17 protein-coding genes and 2 pseudogenes are annotated in these 14,278 nt (G+C 66.8%); 3 read left to right on the forward strand and 16 right to left on the reverse strand.

All coding sequences use genetic code 11. The features are described from left to right. Window positions 1-91 precede the first annotated feature (91 nt). The 12 genes and pseudogenes from A9Z00_RS13680 to A9Z00_RS13730 form a co-directional block, all read right to left on the reverse strand. A complete protein-coding gene (locus A9Z00_RS13680) occupies window positions 92-421 on the reverse strand; it encodes a DUF4097 family beta strand repeat-containing protein (protein ID WP_296978558.1) in 330 nt (109 codons plus the stop codon). A 4-nt stretch (window positions 422-425) separates the two neighbouring features. Next, a complete protein-coding gene (locus A9Z00_RS13685) occupies window positions 426-857 on the reverse strand; it encodes a hypothetical protein (RefSeq protein ID WP_296978561.1) in 432 nt (143 codons plus the stop codon). Beyond that, window positions 854-1,240 carry a DUF1700 domain-containing protein gene (locus tag A9Z00_RS13690; RefSeq protein ID WP_483316325.1) on the reverse strand — a complete coding sequence of 129 codons (387 nt, stop codon included), beginning with the start codon at window positions 1,238-1,240 and terminating at the stop codon, window positions 854-856. The genes A9Z00_RS13685 and A9Z00_RS13690 overlap by 4 nt, the downstream gene beginning before the upstream one ends. Before the next feature lie 47 nt (window positions 1,241-1,287). Then, a pseudogene (locus A9Z00_RS15900) lies at window positions 1,288-1,398 on the reverse strand (HAAS signaling domain-containing protein); the annotation flags it as partial. A 4-nt stretch (window positions 1,399-1,402) separates the two neighbouring features. Beyond that, entirely contained in the window at window positions 1,403-1,714 is a 312-nt protein-coding gene (locus tag A9Z00_RS13695; RefSeq protein WP_296978565.1) for a PadR family transcriptional regulator, read from the reverse strand. A 246-nt stretch (window positions 1,715-1,960) separates the two neighbouring features. Continuing rightward, complete coding sequence (locus A9Z00_RS13700; RefSeq protein WP_367189630.1) at window positions 1,961-2,968, reverse strand: FtsX-like permease family protein; 1,008 nt, start codon at window positions 2,966-2,968, stop codon at window positions 1,961-1,963. A 5-nt stretch (window positions 2,969-2,973) separates the two neighbouring features. Continuing rightward, window positions 2,974-3,456, reverse strand: coding sequence for an ABC transporter permease family protein (locus tag A9Z00_RS13705; protein WP_296978875.1), 483 nt, complete (start codon window positions 3,454-3,456; stop codon window positions 2,974-2,976). A gap of 71 nt (window positions 3,457-3,527) precedes the next feature. Next, window positions 3,528-3,890, reverse strand: a pseudogene (locus A9Z00_RS13710) (ATP-binding cassette domain-containing protein); the annotation flags it as partial. A 332-nt stretch (window positions 3,891-4,222) separates the two neighbouring features. Beyond that, the gene (locus tag A9Z00_RS13715; protein WP_296978569.1) at window positions 4,223-5,473 is read right to left on the reverse strand and encodes a sn-glycerol-1-phosphate dehydrogenase; all 1,251 of its coding nucleotides are present in this window, start codon (window positions 5,471-5,473) and stop codon (window positions 4,223-4,225) included. Then, complete coding sequence (locus A9Z00_RS13720; RefSeq protein WP_296978570.1) at window positions 5,470-6,279, reverse strand: HAD-IIA family hydrolase; 810 nt, start codon at window positions 6,277-6,279, stop codon at window positions 5,470-5,472. The genes A9Z00_RS13715 and A9Z00_RS13720 overlap by 4 nt, the downstream gene beginning before the upstream one ends. 514 nt (window positions 6,280-6,793) lie before the next feature. Next, window positions 6,794-7,735, reverse strand: coding sequence for an alpha/beta hydrolase (locus tag A9Z00_RS13725; RefSeq protein WP_296978572.1), 942 nt, complete (start codon window positions 7,733-7,735; stop codon window positions 6,794-6,796). A gap of 22 nt (window positions 7,736-7,757) precedes the next feature. After that, window positions 7,758-8,393 (reverse strand): bifunctional 4-hydroxy-2-oxoglutarate aldolase/2-dehydro-3-deoxy-phosphogluconate aldolase, encoded by a 636-nt coding sequence (locus A9Z00_RS13730; RefSeq protein WP_296978573.1) that lies wholly within the window; start codon window positions 8,391-8,393, stop codon window positions 7,758-7,760. A gap of 455 nt (window positions 8,394-8,848) precedes the next feature. On the opposite strand from A9Z00_RS13730, the gene A9Z00_RS13735 reads away from it, so the two are divergent. Continuing rightward, on the forward strand, window positions 8,849-9,136 hold the full coding sequence (locus tag A9Z00_RS13735) for a hypothetical protein (protein WP_296978574.1): 288 nt from the start codon (window positions 8,849-8,851) through the stop codon (window positions 9,134-9,136). 157 nt (window positions 9,137-9,293) lie between these two features. On the opposite strand, the gene galU is transcribed toward A9Z00_RS13735, so the two are convergent. Next, window positions 9,294-10,172, reverse strand: a complete 879-nt coding sequence (galU, locus tag A9Z00_RS13740) for a UTP--glucose-1-phosphate uridylyltransferase GalU (RefSeq protein ID WP_296978575.1) — start codon at window positions 10,170-10,172, stop codon at window positions 9,294-9,296. Between the two features lie 132 nt (window positions 10,173-10,304). Here galU and A9Z00_RS13745 point away from each other — a divergent pair, with 132 nt between their 5' ends. Further along, the gene (locus A9Z00_RS13745) at window positions 10,305-10,706 is read left to right on the forward strand and encodes a secondary thiamine-phosphate synthase enzyme YjbQ (RefSeq protein ID WP_296978576.1); all 402 of its coding nucleotides are present in this window, start codon (window positions 10,305-10,307) and stop codon (window positions 10,704-10,706) included. A 159-nt stretch (window positions 10,707-10,865) separates the two neighbouring features. On the opposite strand, the gene A9Z00_RS13750 is transcribed toward A9Z00_RS13745, so the two are convergent. Beyond that, window positions 10,866-11,453, reverse strand: a complete 588-nt coding sequence (locus tag A9Z00_RS13750) for a guanylate kinase (RefSeq protein ID WP_296978577.1) — start codon at window positions 11,451-11,453, stop codon at window positions 10,866-10,868. 384 nt (window positions 11,454-11,837) lie between these two features. Between A9Z00_RS13750 and A9Z00_RS13755 the strand changes: the two genes are divergently transcribed. Then, window positions 11,838-12,308 (forward strand): Dps family protein, encoded by a 471-nt coding sequence (locus tag A9Z00_RS13755; protein ID WP_296978579.1) that lies wholly within the window; start codon window positions 11,838-11,840, stop codon window positions 12,306-12,308. Between the two features lie 165 nt (window positions 12,309-12,473). On the opposite strand, the gene A9Z00_RS13760 is transcribed toward A9Z00_RS13755, so the two are convergent. Together A9Z00_RS13760 and A9Z00_RS13765 are read right to left on the reverse strand one after the other, a co-directional pair. Beyond that, window positions 12,474-13,598 carry a PAS domain-containing sensor histidine kinase gene (locus A9Z00_RS13760; RefSeq protein WP_296978581.1) on the reverse strand — a complete coding sequence of 375 codons (1,125 nt, stop codon included), beginning with the start codon at window positions 13,596-13,598 and terminating at the stop codon, window positions 12,474-12,476. Continuing rightward, a complete protein-coding gene (locus tag A9Z00_RS13765; protein ID WP_296978583.1) occupies window positions 13,591-14,247 on the reverse strand; it encodes a response regulator in 657 nt (218 codons plus the stop codon). Before A9Z00_RS13765 ends, A9Z00_RS13760 begins: the two co-directional genes overlap by 8 nt. Between the last annotated feature and the right edge of the window lie 31 nt (window positions 14,248-14,278).

Consider the following 14,278-nt stretch of genomic DNA (forward strand, 5'->3'; position numbering starts at 1 on the left):
AGCTGTACCCATAATTGTACGAAAAGCCCGGTATTCCGTGAAACGGACATACCGGGCAATTTCATTGGAAAAAGGGTACATGAATTGGATTTTATCTTCCCGCCGACACCCCGATATCCCCCGTTTTCGAGACGAGGCGAACAAGCGGCATCTCCGGGCCGGGGGAGACGACCTCCGTGCCGGGCAGCCCGATCTTTTGTTCGCCGAGGAGCGTCCTCAGGTCGAGCGCCACCTGCTCCGGCGCCTCCTCCGTGACGACCTCGATGTCGCCCAACCCGGTTTCGGCGAAGATGTCCCCCTCGATGGCGGTTACGCCCAGCTCGATGTCGCCCGCTTCGGTCCGGGCGTCGATGCTGCCGGACAGCCCGGACGTCTTGATTTCGCCGCTGACGCTCTCCATCCCGAACCGGTTGGCCCGCACGGCCTCAACCGTGATTATCCGCGGCCACCGTGACGATCTCCACCTGCTCGTACCGCCGATCCGGGAGCTCCACCAGCAACCTGTACTCGCCGGGGTTGAGCGAAATCAGCCTGCGCTTTGCCTCGCGCGACGCCTCGATGACCACCTTGCCGTCGCGCTCGCTGACCTCCAGCCTGATCTCGTCCTTATGCAGGCGACCGGTTCTGCCTTCGACCGTCGCCGTAATCGCTTCTCCCCCGCCGACGACGACGCGGACATCGCCGTCTTCGGAGCGGATTTCGATCCGGCTCCCGTCTGCCGCAACCGACCGGGATTCCCGGATTTCCGTCATGTTGAACGGCGACACGCCGGACGCGTACAGCACTCCGTTGATCGCGATGGCCGCCCCAATCAACAGCAGTCCGATCACGACCATTTTGCCGAATCTTCCTGTCATGCCTTGTCCTCCGTTCTCAATTTGACATTGTGCTGCAGCCTGTCGAGCATCAGCCTGACGAAAAAGGACGCGAATTTCGCCGCCGCCGTCCAGACGATCAACCCCAAGCCGAACAGCCCCGCAAGAAGCGGCAACTCCAGGAAATAGGTTGTCGTCGGTCCGTCCTGCACGAACGCCAGCAACGGCGACGCGATCAGGAAGATCGCAACGAGGAACAGCGCCGCCGTGAGCAACATCCCGACCAGAAAAGGAACCAGCAGCGCCAGCGCGTTTGCGAGCCCGAGCCCGACGCCGGCGAACACTGCGCGGGATATCCGGCCCAGCGTCGGTCGGGCCTGCGCCCGGTCGACGCTGAGCTGGTACAGGATTTCCCGCGCCACCATGTGCGGCGGTCCGAGCCGCCGCGCGATCTCCTCGTCCGTCCGCCCGCCCGGCCGTGCGCGAAATGCGCCTCGTAATCGGCCAGCAGCTCCTCGCGCTCCTCCTCGCCCAGAGCGCCGAGCCGCTTCCTGAGTTCCGCGAGATATTCCGCCTGGGTCATCGGTTCATTTCCCCTCCAACACGTTCTGCACGCCCTGAACGAATGCCTCCCATTCCCGGAGAAGCCGCTGCTGGACCTCGCGGCCGGCCGGCGTCAGCCGGTAATATTTCCGCGGCGGGCCTTCCATCGACTCCGCCAGATAGGTGGTGCAGAGGCCTTCCTTCGTCAGCCTCCGCAGCAGCGGATAGATCGTCCCTTCGGCGATCTCGATGTTCCGGGAAATGAGCTCCACGAGCTCGTAGCCGTAGCGGTCCTTCCGGGCAATCAGGCTGAGGACGCACAGCTCGAGCACACCCTTCTTGAATTGCACGTTCATCCTTCGTTCCCCGCCTTGTTCACCGACTGCTCATGGGTGGAGCCTGCGCTTCCGGACCGCCGTACCGGCTCCCTTGCTTGACCGCGCGATGACGGGATGCAGGACCCTGTCCCGGTCCCCGGTCCGCGTCGGCTCGAACCGCGCGTCATGTTCCTTCGCCTCGTCGATATGGTCATGCCATCGATTCGATCGCGCGCCCGGAAAGCCCGGCGCGCCGCCCCGCCGGCGACTCCTTCGCCCGCCGGGTCACGCCTCCTCCGGCAGCGGCCGCACCGGCTGACGCGTGATGGCGCCCGACGCGAGCCAGGTGCCGAGGAGCATCGCGGCGCAACACGCCGCGGCCGCGGCCGCCAGGGCGCCCGCATCCCGGACTGCCGGGAAATCGGCAAGCCCGTAGCTGCGAAGCGCGGCGTCCAGCAGATGAGGCGTGAAGATCGCGCCGATCGTCAGCCCTGCCGCCGCGCCGGCGATCGCAGGCGGCGCCGTGCCCGACAGGATCGCGAGCCGCAGCCGCCCGGCCGTCATGCCGAGCGCCCGGTACATCGCCAGCATCCATCCGTCCCGCCTGACTTGCAGGCGGCTGACGCTGTATGTGATGCCGCAGGCGACGCCGAGGATGAACAGTCCCATCGCGCCGAGCGGCCAGACCAGCAAGCCCAGCGCCTGGCCGAACGCTTCCCGGACCAGCGTCTCCTGCGACGCCGCGTAGATCGCGTCCCCGAACCGGCCGCGCAGCTCCGCGATGAACGCCTCCGGATCCGCGTTCTCCCCGAGCCGGACGAAGAACAGCGGAGCGGACGGCTCCTCGTCGAGTCCAAGCCGCGCGATGCCGTCCGACGTCAGGCGGGCCGTCAGCGACCGGTTCGCGATCGACTGATAGATGCCCGTGACCGTGTAATCGGCCTTCCGCCCCTGGATATAGAGCCCGACCACATCCCCGACCCGCTTGCCGAGCAGCTCCGCCGCGCGGACGCCGAGCGCGATCTCGGTTCCGGCGGCCGGATTCCGCCCCTCGATCGTCTCGTACCCGATGCGGTCCATGTCGCCGTCCAGGAACGTGACGTGAAGGCCGGTAACGCCGGCGCCCCTCGGCAGCTCCGCCGGCACGGCATATACGCCGCCGGTCCTCGCGACATGATCCGCCGCCGGATGCGCCCGCAGCGCCCGGCCAATCGCTTCCGCCCCGTCCGCGGATTCATTCACGAGCTGCACGCTGACGTCCGCGTTGTCGTAGCCCCATTGCGGCGGATGCATGCCTTTCACGCTAGCGACCGGCAGATGCCGATCGTCCGGTAGCGGGACAGGATCGTGTCGGAGATCGTGAAGCCGACGGCATGGAGCGCGATCGCCAGCATGACGAGCGACATGGCGGTCATCAGCAGGCTCAGCACCGTTCCGATCATGTAATAGAACGAGGTCAGCCCGGCGAAATCCGTGACCGTCTCGAGGAACGGAGTGCCGAAATGCGCCGCAAAATGCGCCCAATGTGCGGGTTCATCGGCCGCATCCGCGAACCGGATCCCCATCATCGCCTTCTCCCGCGCATCGCCGGCGGCCGCAAGACGCGCGTAATCCGACGCATTCATCCAGATTCTCGCCGTCACGGTGAACGGCTGGCTGAACGGAAGGTCGACGACGATGCCGGCCACGCGGTAGCTGAACGTTTCATCTCCCCATTGGAAGCCGATCCGGTCGCCGAGGCGGATCGATTTCGAGCGGGCCAGCGACGTCGGAATCCACACCGTTCCCGGTTCCGGTGCGGGAGACGAGCCGCTCCGCTCCGCGAAGAGGAGCCGGTCGACCGGAGAAGCTCGCGGGGCGTCATGTCGTTCAGCCTGCGGCCGCGGAACAGGACTTCGCCCGACGTGGGCCCTTCGAGTCCGCCGAGCAGACCGAGCAACGTCGACTTGCCGGAGCCGGAGGCGCCCATGATGACGGTAAAGTCACCCTCGCGGCATTCCAGGTCGACGCCGCGCACGGCCGGATACGCTTCACCGCCGTTCCGGTAAACCTTCACGAGGTTGACGGCCTTCAGAATGACGCCGGTTCCTCCGGATCCGGAAGACGGCGTCGCCGTTCCCGTCGCTCCGGTCGTGGTCACGGCCAAGGCGCCCCCCTGTTCATTCAGGACCCAAACATGAACCAGTACTATACATAACAAGATACCTGATAACATAATGTCAGATTTCGCAGCATATTTCAAGGCTTTTTTCCATGATCATGCGATGCTTCCGGTTCCGTACGCCCGGTCCCCTGCGGGACATTCCGCCGCGTATGCCCTGACAAGGGCCGGGAAGGGCCGCTTCCGCCGGGCGTGAACAGGCTGCGGCCGGCGGCAATGTCCGGATCGATCCGCTCCACGTCAATGCCGATTTCGCCGGCACCCGCCGCCGTGCCCCGGTCGCCCGAATGCGAAAGGTCGGAAGGCAACAGGAAGGGCGTCCCTGAAACGCGGCAAGCCCGGCACCGCGGGGGGTGCCGGGCCGTGCGTTCACGGGTGATGTGCTGTTACCGGTTTGTGTCCGCGCGCGCATCGCCGTCGAGCGCGGCGTTGAGCGCGCGGAGCAGCGTGTGCCGGTTCGGCCGCACCGTATGCGCCCGACGCAGCGCCTCGTCGAGCAGCTCCGGACCGATGCCGAGCTCGGCCGGATCGGCGGGGCCGCCCGCGACGCGGAGCAGGCGGCGCAGCTCCGCGCCGTCCGGCAATTCCGCCAGCATCACGCGGCACGCTTCGGGCAGCGGGAAGCCTTCCGCCACGCGCCGCTTGTACAGGTCCGCGATCACCGCGCAGGCGACGCCCACCTTCGCGCCGTGCAGCACCTGCCGGCGTCCGGTGCGGAGGAAATGCATCTCCCAGTAGTGGGAAATGTGATGCTCCGCGCCGGACGCGGGATGCGACTGCCCGAACCGGAGCATCGCGATGCCGGATTCGATGAGCGACTGCATCAGGACGCGCACGCCCTCCTCCGAGCCCCGGCCGATCGCTTCGGCGTGGGCCGCGCAGCGCTCGAGCGCGCCCCGCGTGACCGCCGCCACCTCCTCGTCGTACGGCTCGCCCGCCGTCTCGCGGCCGTACATCCAGTCGAACAATGACGTGTACTTGCCGAGCATGTCGCCGAATCCGGCCGCGATCAGCGGACGCGGCGCCTCGAGAAGCACGTCCAGGTCAGCGAACAGGGCGACCGGTGCGGACGCCGGCAGCGTGATCTTCTCGCCGCGCAGGATCAGCGGCGCTCCCTTCGACGTGAAGCCGTCGACCGACGGCGCCGTCGGCACCGACACGAACGGCACGCCGAGCGTATAGGCGGCATAGCGGACGATGTCGTGGATCGTGCCGCTTCCCGCCGCGACGAGCACGTCCGCCCCGTGCCGCTGCGCCGCGATGATCGCCTGCAGCACCGACGCCTCGTCGGCAACGACGTCGCCCGCCGCGTTCGGCCGGATGATCTCGAGGCCCGCCCGGCCGCCCGCCGCGCCGTATCGCTCCGCCAGCCGGCGGCCGATCACCTCCGCCGTCGTCCCGTCCGCAACGAAGAGCGCCGTTCCGAAGCCGGCTTCGATCAGATAGACCGCCGCCTCGTCCGCGGCGCCCCGCGCGAGCCGGATCGGCCCCGGCAGCGCGGAATCCGCCGCCCGGCCGCCGGCGCCCGCACCGGCTCCGGCGTTGTTCATCGTGCCGCCTTGGGCCGTTTTGCCGCCGTCGGCCTTTGAGCCGATGTCCATTTTCTCGCCACCGCGCATATCCGCCGCTTCGTTCATCGTTCCATCTCCTCCAGCAGCCGGCGAAGATCCGCCAGCGAATCGAGCATCCAATCCGGCCGCTCCGCGGGAGCCATCGCCTCCGCCTCTTCCCGCGTCACCGAGCCGCTCAGCACGAGCGCCGTCCGGATGCCGGCCCGCTTGCCCAGCGCGATGTCCGACCCCGGGCTGTCGCCCACGATCAGGCACCGCTCCGGCGGCAGGCCGAGCCGGTCCAGCGCGGCGCGCGCCATCGCGGGCGACGGCTTGCCCACGACCACGTCCGCCGCCACGCCGGTCGCATGTTCGAGCGCCGCGAGCACCGCGCCGACATCGATCGATTCCCCGTCCTCGCCGGGAAACGTCTTGTCCCTGTTCGTCGCAATGATCCGGGCGCCGGCCCGCACCGCGCGGAACGCGTCATTCAGCTCCGCGTAGGTCAGCGTCTCGTGCAGCGTCACGACGAGCCGGTCCGCGTCCTGCGGCCTCACGGCGAACCGGACGCCGTGCAGGGCCAGCTCGTCCCTCAGCCCCTGCTCGCCGAGCACCCAGACGCGCGCATCCGGTTCATGCTCCCTCAGATACCGCGCGACGACCGAAGAGGTCAGGATGATGTCCTCCGCCTCGCACGGAATGCCCATCGCCGCCAGGCGCTCCCGGCACATGCGCCGCGAGATGTTCCCCCGGTTGCTCAGGAAGACGACGCGCTTGCCCCGCGATCGCAGATAGCCGATCGTCTCCGCCGCGCCGTCGATCGGCCGGCTGCCCGCGTATACCGTGCCGTCCAGGTCCAGGATGAACCCGTCCGGCGTCCAGCTTCCCGCCATGCGTCACCGCCCCGCCAATCCGTGTGGTTGTTGCGGCAACCGCCGCGATCCGTGCCGCCCTGCCCGCAAGGCCGCCATGCGAATGCGCCCCGCGTATGCGGAACGGCCGGGGCTGCGGAAGCGCCGCCATCCCGGCCGCCCGAAACTTGTAATAAAACTGTAATATATCTTTCAGATTTCATTCATGTTGGGCGGTTATGATGATAACCGAAACCCCCCATTTTCATAGACCCTTTCCTTGATTCCGCGGCACGGTTGGACCTGCCGCGGACTTTTTTTCTTTTTTTATTTCGCTTCCGGCAGGGCGTGTTCCTGCAGCGCGCCACCCCCGCCGCGGCCCGCCCCTGCCTGTCGGCCCGCCGTCCGGGATGGCGGCACGGCACACATCCGAACAAAACGTCCGCCGCGTCCGAACCGTCACGCTCCGCACTCGCGATCATCCGCGCATGACCGATACGCATCGCTCCCGCATCGCCTGCACCACTCAAGACCTTCGCACGCCGATCCCGGACCGTCACGCGCCGATTACGCCGTCATCCGTCGTCCGGGGCGATCCGCCTCCGCCCAGGTGCCGCTCGAGAAACGGCAGCACGGTCTCCCAGAACGCGGGATCGCGCTCGGAGCTGCTGTGCCCGTCGACCTCGACGAACCGGTGCTCGACCGGCGCGCGGGCCGCCACGCGGCGCAGCTCGTCCGCCGGAACGATCGGATCGCCGGTTGCGTGGATCATGAGCACCGGCGTTCCCCGTCCCTCGCGGACCGCTTTGGCGTTGGCCATCACCCAGGCGGGCATGTCGATGCCCGCCACCGCCGAATACGGAATGCCCGCCCTGAACAGCCAGACGCGCGGCATGATCCGGTCGAGCGGAAACGCCGGCAGCTTCCGCCGCCGGAGCTCCGAGCGGATGATCGTCTCGAGCGTGAGCGGCGCATTGTCCGTGACGACGGCGCGCACCCCGAGCCCGTCGGCGCAGGCGAGCAGCGCGCCGAGTCCGCCCATCGAATGGCCGAGCACCGCGATGCGCGACGCGTCGACGCCGGGCAGCTTCGCCGCCGTCTCGACGGCCGCCCGGATGTCCGCCTTGAACATGAGTCCGGTCGGCGCCTTGATCGAGCCGCTTTCGCCGTGGCATCGCGCGTCATACACGAACACGTTGTACCCGGCGTTGACGAGCGGATGCGCATAGCGCAGCACGCGCGACCGGTTCGAGCCCCAGCCGTGCGCGACGACGACGGTCGGCCGCGGCGCCGCCGCATCCGCCCCCGCCGACGGAGGGCGGATGAGCCAGCCCGCCATCGGAACGCCCTCGCTCTCGAACCGCACCGTCTCGTACGGCGCCTGCGGCACCGCCTCGATCGGGCGCCGCTTCGGCTGCTGCATCTTCGCGCTCACCGCATACGCCCCGCCGCCCGCCGCCGCGATGACGGCGGCCGCGCCGACTGCCCAGCCCCACATGATGCCGTTCCCTCCTTCCGGCTCAGGCCAGCGACCGGACGATTTCGACATAACGGCGGGCGTTCTCCTCCAGCTTGCCGTATTCGCCCGCCTCGATCCATTCCCGATTCAGCAGACGGCTTCCGATGCCGACCGCGGCCGCCCCCGCCTCGAAATACGACCGGATCGTCGCGAGATCGACGCCCCCCGTCGCGATCATCGGGATATGGTTCAGCGGCGCGCGGATCTCCGCCAGATAGTTCACGCCGAGCGACGCCATCGGGAACACCTTGACCGCCTCGGCGCCCGCCTTCCAGGCGCGCACGATCTCGGTCGGCGTCATGGCTCCCGGCCAGACGGAGATGCCCCGCTCCGCGCCGAAGGCGATCACCTCTTCGTCGAGATTCGGCGAGATCAGATACAGGGCGCCGGCCGCCGCCGCTTCCCTCGCCATCTTCAGGTCGAGCACGGTGCCCGCGCCGACCGCCGCCCGGCCGTCGAACTTCTCCCGCCAGGCGGCGATCGTCCTCGTCGCGTCCGGCGTGTTCATCGTCACCTCGATCAGCCGGATGCCGCCCGCGACCAGCGCTTCGGCGGCCCGGTCCGCCGCTTCGCCCCCGAGCCCCCGGACGATCGCCACGATGCGCTCCCGAAGGAGCAGATCCAGCATGCCGCTCACGTGCGCTCCCCCTTTCAGCGACAAGGGCGGCCTTCCGGTCGCCGCCTGTCATCCGTCGTTTCTTCCATTGTACCCCATCCGCGTCGACGCGCAAGAGCCGGGCATACACCCGGTAGGCGCAAGCCGCATACGATATCCCGAAACCAAATCTTGCGCGAAGGAGCAATCGAGCGATGGAAGTTCAGCAAGCCTATCCGACCGTCGACGCCGGATGCGGCTGCGATGCGTCGCGCGCGTTCCCGGCTCCCCAGACTCCCATGCAGCAGGGTCCGGGTCAGGCGCCCGGCCAGCAATTCGGCCCCGGCTTCGGTCCCGGACCGTTCCCGCCCTTCCCCGGTCCGGGTCCGTTCCCGCCGTTCCCCGGTCCGGGCCCGTTCCCGCCGTTTCCCGGACCCGGACCGTTCCCGCCGTCTCCCGGACCCGGGCCGTTTCCGCCGTTCCCGGGCCAGCGGCCCGTGACCGTGTTCATCAACGGCGGTCGACAGTTCCCCTGGCTGACGCGGTCCTACAGCATCCCGCACCGGTTCGGGCTCACGGTGCGCCAGGCGCTCGCCGCGACGGAGGTCGTGCAGTTCGGGCTCAGCGGCCAGATCGTGTCGGTCGGCGGCGTCTACACGGGCCCCGGCAGCAACATCCGGACAACCGTCCGGCTGAACGGCCGCGAGCTGCAGCCCGGCTTCCTGAACGCGCCGGTGACGCCGGGAAGCTTCATCTCGCTGGAACTGAGCCGGTTCTTCACCTGATGCCGGAGGCGCGGCGGTCCGGGCGCATGCCGGGACGGCCGCGCCCGCCGGCGGATGTCCGCGCCGCGCCGGTCGTCCGCTTCGAACCCGCGCGGCCGGATCCGCCGATTGACGCTGCCCGCCCGGAACGCGGGACGGACCGTCCCGCATCGCCCCGCTATTCGTCCCCGAGCAGCCGTTGCCGCAGGAACGCCCTCACCCGGTCCGCCAGATCCGGCCGTTCGAGCGCCAGATCGACGGTCGCCTGCACGAAGCCGAACTTGTCGCCGATGTCGTACCGCCTGCCGTGGAACGGATAGGCGACCATCGGCTGCTCGGCGTTCATCTGCTGCATGCTGTCCGTGAGCTGGATCTCGCCTCCGCGGCCGGGCGCGGCCTTCTCGAGATACCGGAAAATGTCCGGCGTGAAGATGTATCTCCCGACGACCGCCCAGTTGGAGGGCGCCTCGCCGCGCGGCGGCTTCTCGACGAGGCCGCGGATCCGGCGGTCGCCGGACTCCGCGTCGAAATCGGCGATGCCGTATTTCTCGGTTTCCTCCCAGGGCACCTGCATGACGGCGACGACGGACGAGCCCGTCTGCTCGTACACGTCGATCATCGCCCGGAGGCACGGCGGATCCGAGATGAGGATGTCGTCGCCGAGCAGCACCGCGAACGGCTCGTCCCCGATGAAATGCCGCGCGCTGTAGACGGCGTGCCCGAGCCCGAGCGGCTCCTTCTGGCGTATGTAGTAGATGTCCGCCATGTTCGATATGCCGCGGACGATATCGAGCATTTCCCCGTCGCCCTTCGCTGCCAGCGCCATCTCCAGCTCGACGGATTTGTCGAAATGATCCTCGATCGCCCGCTTGTTCCGTCCCGTGACGATCATGATGCTTTCGATGCCGGACTTCACCGCTTCTTCGACGATGTACTGGATCGCCGGCTTGTCGATCAGCGGCAGCATCTCCTTCGGTTGCGCCTTCGTCGCCGGCAGGAATCGCGTGCCGAGGCCTCCCGCCGGAAGCACGGCCTTGCGGATACGGGTTCTGTTCAACGGTGAATCCCCTTTCATTTCCAACCGGAAAATCGAAACCGCGACTGTCGACCGACGCCTGCCGCAAATTGACAAAACGCCCGCCTTCCCTGCACAATGGGGCTGACGAAGAGGAAGAAGGAGTAGAGGACGATGCTGACGACCGAAACGCTCCACACATCGCGACGCGAGGAAATGATCGACATCACCCGCCAGGTGCGAGCAGCGGTCCAGCGCTCCGGCGTCCGGGACGGCATCGCCGTCGTCTATTCGCCCCACACGACGGCCGGCATCACGATCCAGGAGAACGCCGACCCCGACGTCCGGCACGATGTGCTGCTCCGGCTGGGCGAAGTGTATCCCTGGCAGCATCCGGGATACCGGCACGTGGAGGGCAACACCGCCGCGCACCTGAAGGCGATCACCGCCGGCGCCTCGCAGACCGTGATCATTTCCGGCGGGCAGCTCCTGCTGGGCCGGTGGCAAGGCATCTATTTCTGCGAATTCGACGGCCCGAGGACCCGCACGTTCATGATCAAGATCATCGCCGGCTGAAGGCGGCCGTTCCGGGGCGGCGTGCCGGGACGGGCATTCCGGCCTTTCCGGCGGCCGGGCCGCTCCGTCGCGTCCGGCGTTCCCTCCCGCCCCGCGATTGCGGCAAGACCGCCGCATCCGCCCGGCAGGCGGTCGGCGGTCCCGTATCGGACAGGGGCGTCAGTCTTTGTCCACGAGTCCCCGGTTCAGGTATTTCTCGAGCGTATTCGTGATATCGAACACCGTGTGCGCAAGATCGTAGTTCTCGAACGCGTGCTCGCACTGCGACATATATTCCATGTCGTAATCGTAACGGCTCAGATGCGCCTGGATCACATCTTCGGGCAACCCGAGCGCGCGCTGCCGTTCCTCCACCGTGCGGCGGTCCGCATAAATGAACAGCCGGATGCAGTGATCGCCGTACTTTTCCTTCAGAATGTCCGCGCCTTCCCGGTTCAGGATCAGGTAGACCGATCCGCTTTTTTCGAACGCCCGGGCGACATCCCGGTCGCGGATGCCGTACTTGTTCCCGCGGAGCTCGATGCTTTCGAGAAACTCGCCGTCTTCTTCCATCTGGTCGTACAGCGCCCGCGAGATGAAATGATAATCGACGCCGTCCACTTCGCCCGGGCGCGGCTTGCGGGTCGCGTAGCCGGGCACCTTCGTGATGCCGAGCGTCTGCCCGACCGCGTCGGCCACGGTCTTCCGTCCCGACCCGTCCGGACCCGTGAAGACGAACATGTATTCCGAGTCCTTCATGACATACATCCCGATCTCCTCCTCCTTCTTGAAATTTTCGTGAAAAACCGTGACATCCTCTCCAGGATGGGACAAAATACGGACAAAACCGTTGCTCCCAACCATTTGTGTTTCCCTATTGTAACGAATTTGCTCCTCCACGGTCAATAACGGGACGGCACCTCGTCCGTGCCCGCGAATGCTTCCGAAAGCTTGCAATTGCTGGCCTTTCCGATCCGTGTGAAGGAACGGTTTGACAAGGCGTCCGAGCTAAATTATAATAATTATAAAATTAAAATAAGTTTAATTAAAAGTTCGGCATAAACCCGCCGGATCGGCGCAACCTAACCGGAGCGAAGCCGTCCGCGGCGGGATGCGATCCATCCCATACGACAAGCGAGGAGGAAATGCGACATGGCGTCCCTGCATGAAGTGTTGAACCGTCAGATCGCCAATTTCAGCGTGCTCTACGTCAAGCTTCACCATTATCATTGGTATGTGAAAGGCCCGTCGTTCTATACGCTGCACGCCAAGTTCGAGGAATTGTACGACGAAGCGGCGGGATATGTCGACGAGCTGGCCGAGCGGCAGCTGGCCCTGGGCGGCCGGCCCGTCTCGCGCATGGCCGACTTCCTGAAGCTCGCCACGGTGAAGGAAGCCTCCGGCGAGGAGGACGCGGACGCGATGGTGCTCGCGATCGCGGACGATTTCCGCAGGATCGCCGCCGAGCTGGACGAAGGCATCCGCGCCGCGGAAAGCGAAGGCGACAGCGCGACGGCCGATCTCCTGACCGGCATCCGGAAGAGCCTGGACAAGCACGCGTGGATGCTGCGCGCCTTCGCCGGTCAGACCGGCGTCCCGGCCGCCGGCGTCCGCACCGTCTGAACCGCCGGAAGAAGCGGCAAACGGCCCTCCCGCCCGCCCGAGAGGCGGGCCGGGAAGGCCGTTTGCGTTCCAATGGACGTAAGGGGCGGAACCGCGCCCGGTTCCGTCAAAGTTCCGCGCCGGCCCCGGCCGTATCGCCCCCCGGAACCGCCGCGCCTTCCGCCGTCACCGCACGGCCGCCTGGTCCTTCGGCACGACGAGCCGGACCTCGGTCCCCCGGTCCGGCGCCGACCGGATCGTCAGCGACCCGCCGACCGCCCGCGCCCGCTCCTCCATCGAGAACAGGCCGACGCCGTTCCGGCTCGCGGCCGGATCGAAGCCCACGCCTTCGTCCCGAATGACGGTCTCGACCCGGTCGTCCGTCTCCCGGATCGTCACCTCGCATTCCGCCACGTCGGCGTGTTTCGCGATATTCGTAAGCGCTTCCTGCACGACGCGGTAGATCGTCGTCTCCGCGGCGTGATCGAGCCGGCTGTGCAGATCCATCGTGAGGCGCACCTCGATGCCGTAATGATCCGAGTAATTCTCGATGTAGGTGCGGACGGCCGGACCGACGCCGAGATCGTCCAGCACCGACGGCCGAAGATCCCGGGCCATGCTGCGGATGTCCTCCATGATGTCCGCCACATCCCGGCGCAGGCCGCGAAGCTCCTCCAGCTCCGGATGTTCGTCGATCAGCCGGTCGAGACGGATGAGCAACGAGAACAGGCTCTGCCCGACCCCGTCGTGCAGTTCGCGCGAGATCCGCTTCCGCTCCTCCTCCTGCACTTCGATGACGCGGGTCATCATTTCCTTCAGTTCCTGCTCCACCTGCTTCAGCTTCGTCACTTCGTTGCGGATGGACAGGTACTGGTACGGTTTCCCGTTCTCGTCGAGGAACGGCACGATCGTCGTGTTGACCCAGTAGTAGGTGCCGTCCTTCGCGCGGTTGCGGATTTCGCCGCGCCACACCTCCCCGCGCTGGATCGTCCGCCACAGATCCCGCATGAATTCCTTGCTGTGATAGCCGGAATTGACGATCCGGTGATCCTGGCCGATCAGCTCCTCGCGGCTGTATTTCGAGATTTCGACGAACTTGTCGTTCACATACTGGATGATGCCCCGCGCATCCGTGATCGCGACGATCGCGGACTCGTCCAGCGCGAACTTCACGTCCGCGAGCTGCTTGAGCGCGGTCTTGAGCTGCCGGCGCACCTCCGCGTCCGCGATGTGCGCATCGATCTCGCGCAGCAGGCGCGCGGCGAGCTCGGCTTCCTGCTTGCCCGGCTTCGCGCCGCTCACGTCACTCAAAGTTCAACAATCCTTTCTTCAGCGCGAATTTGATCAGTTCGGGCCGCGACCTTAAGCCCAGCTTTTCCATCAGGTTCGCCTTGTGCGTCTCGACCGTCTTGACGCTGATCACGAGACGGTCGGCGATTTCCTTGTTCGAGTACCCCTTCGCGATCCAGCCGAGGATCTCCTTTTCCCGCTCCGACAGCGTGTCGTAGGCGTCCCTCGGCTCGTCGCCGGATTTCAGGCGGTTCAGATACTCGCTCATCAGCCGCTTCGTGGCCGTCGGATACAGATAGGCGTCTCCCGCCGCCACGGACCGGATGGCGGACACGAGCTCCTCGTGCGGCGCGTTCTTCAGGATGTAACCCGAAGCGCCGTTCTGGATCGCCCGGAACAGATATTCTTCGTCGTCATGCATCGTCAGAATGAGGATGTTCGTCTCCGGCAGCCGATGCTTGAGCTCCCGGGTCGCGGCCAGTCCGTCCATGCCGTGCGGCATGCTGATGTCCATCAGGACGACATCGGGCTTCGTCTCCAGCGCCAGACGGATCGCCTCGGCGCCCTCCGAAGCCTCGCCGACCACCTCGATGCCGTGCCTGCCGTCGAGCAGCATGCGCAATCCCGAGCGAACCACCGCGTGATCGTCGCACAGGAGCAGCTTGATCATCTCCGATTCCTCCGTCCCAACGCCGCCTGTT

It is taken from the genome of Thermobacillus sp. ZCTH02-B1, from assembly GCF_002159085.1.
GTDB lineage: Bacteria > Bacillota > Bacilli > Paenibacillales > Paenibacillaceae > Thermobacillus.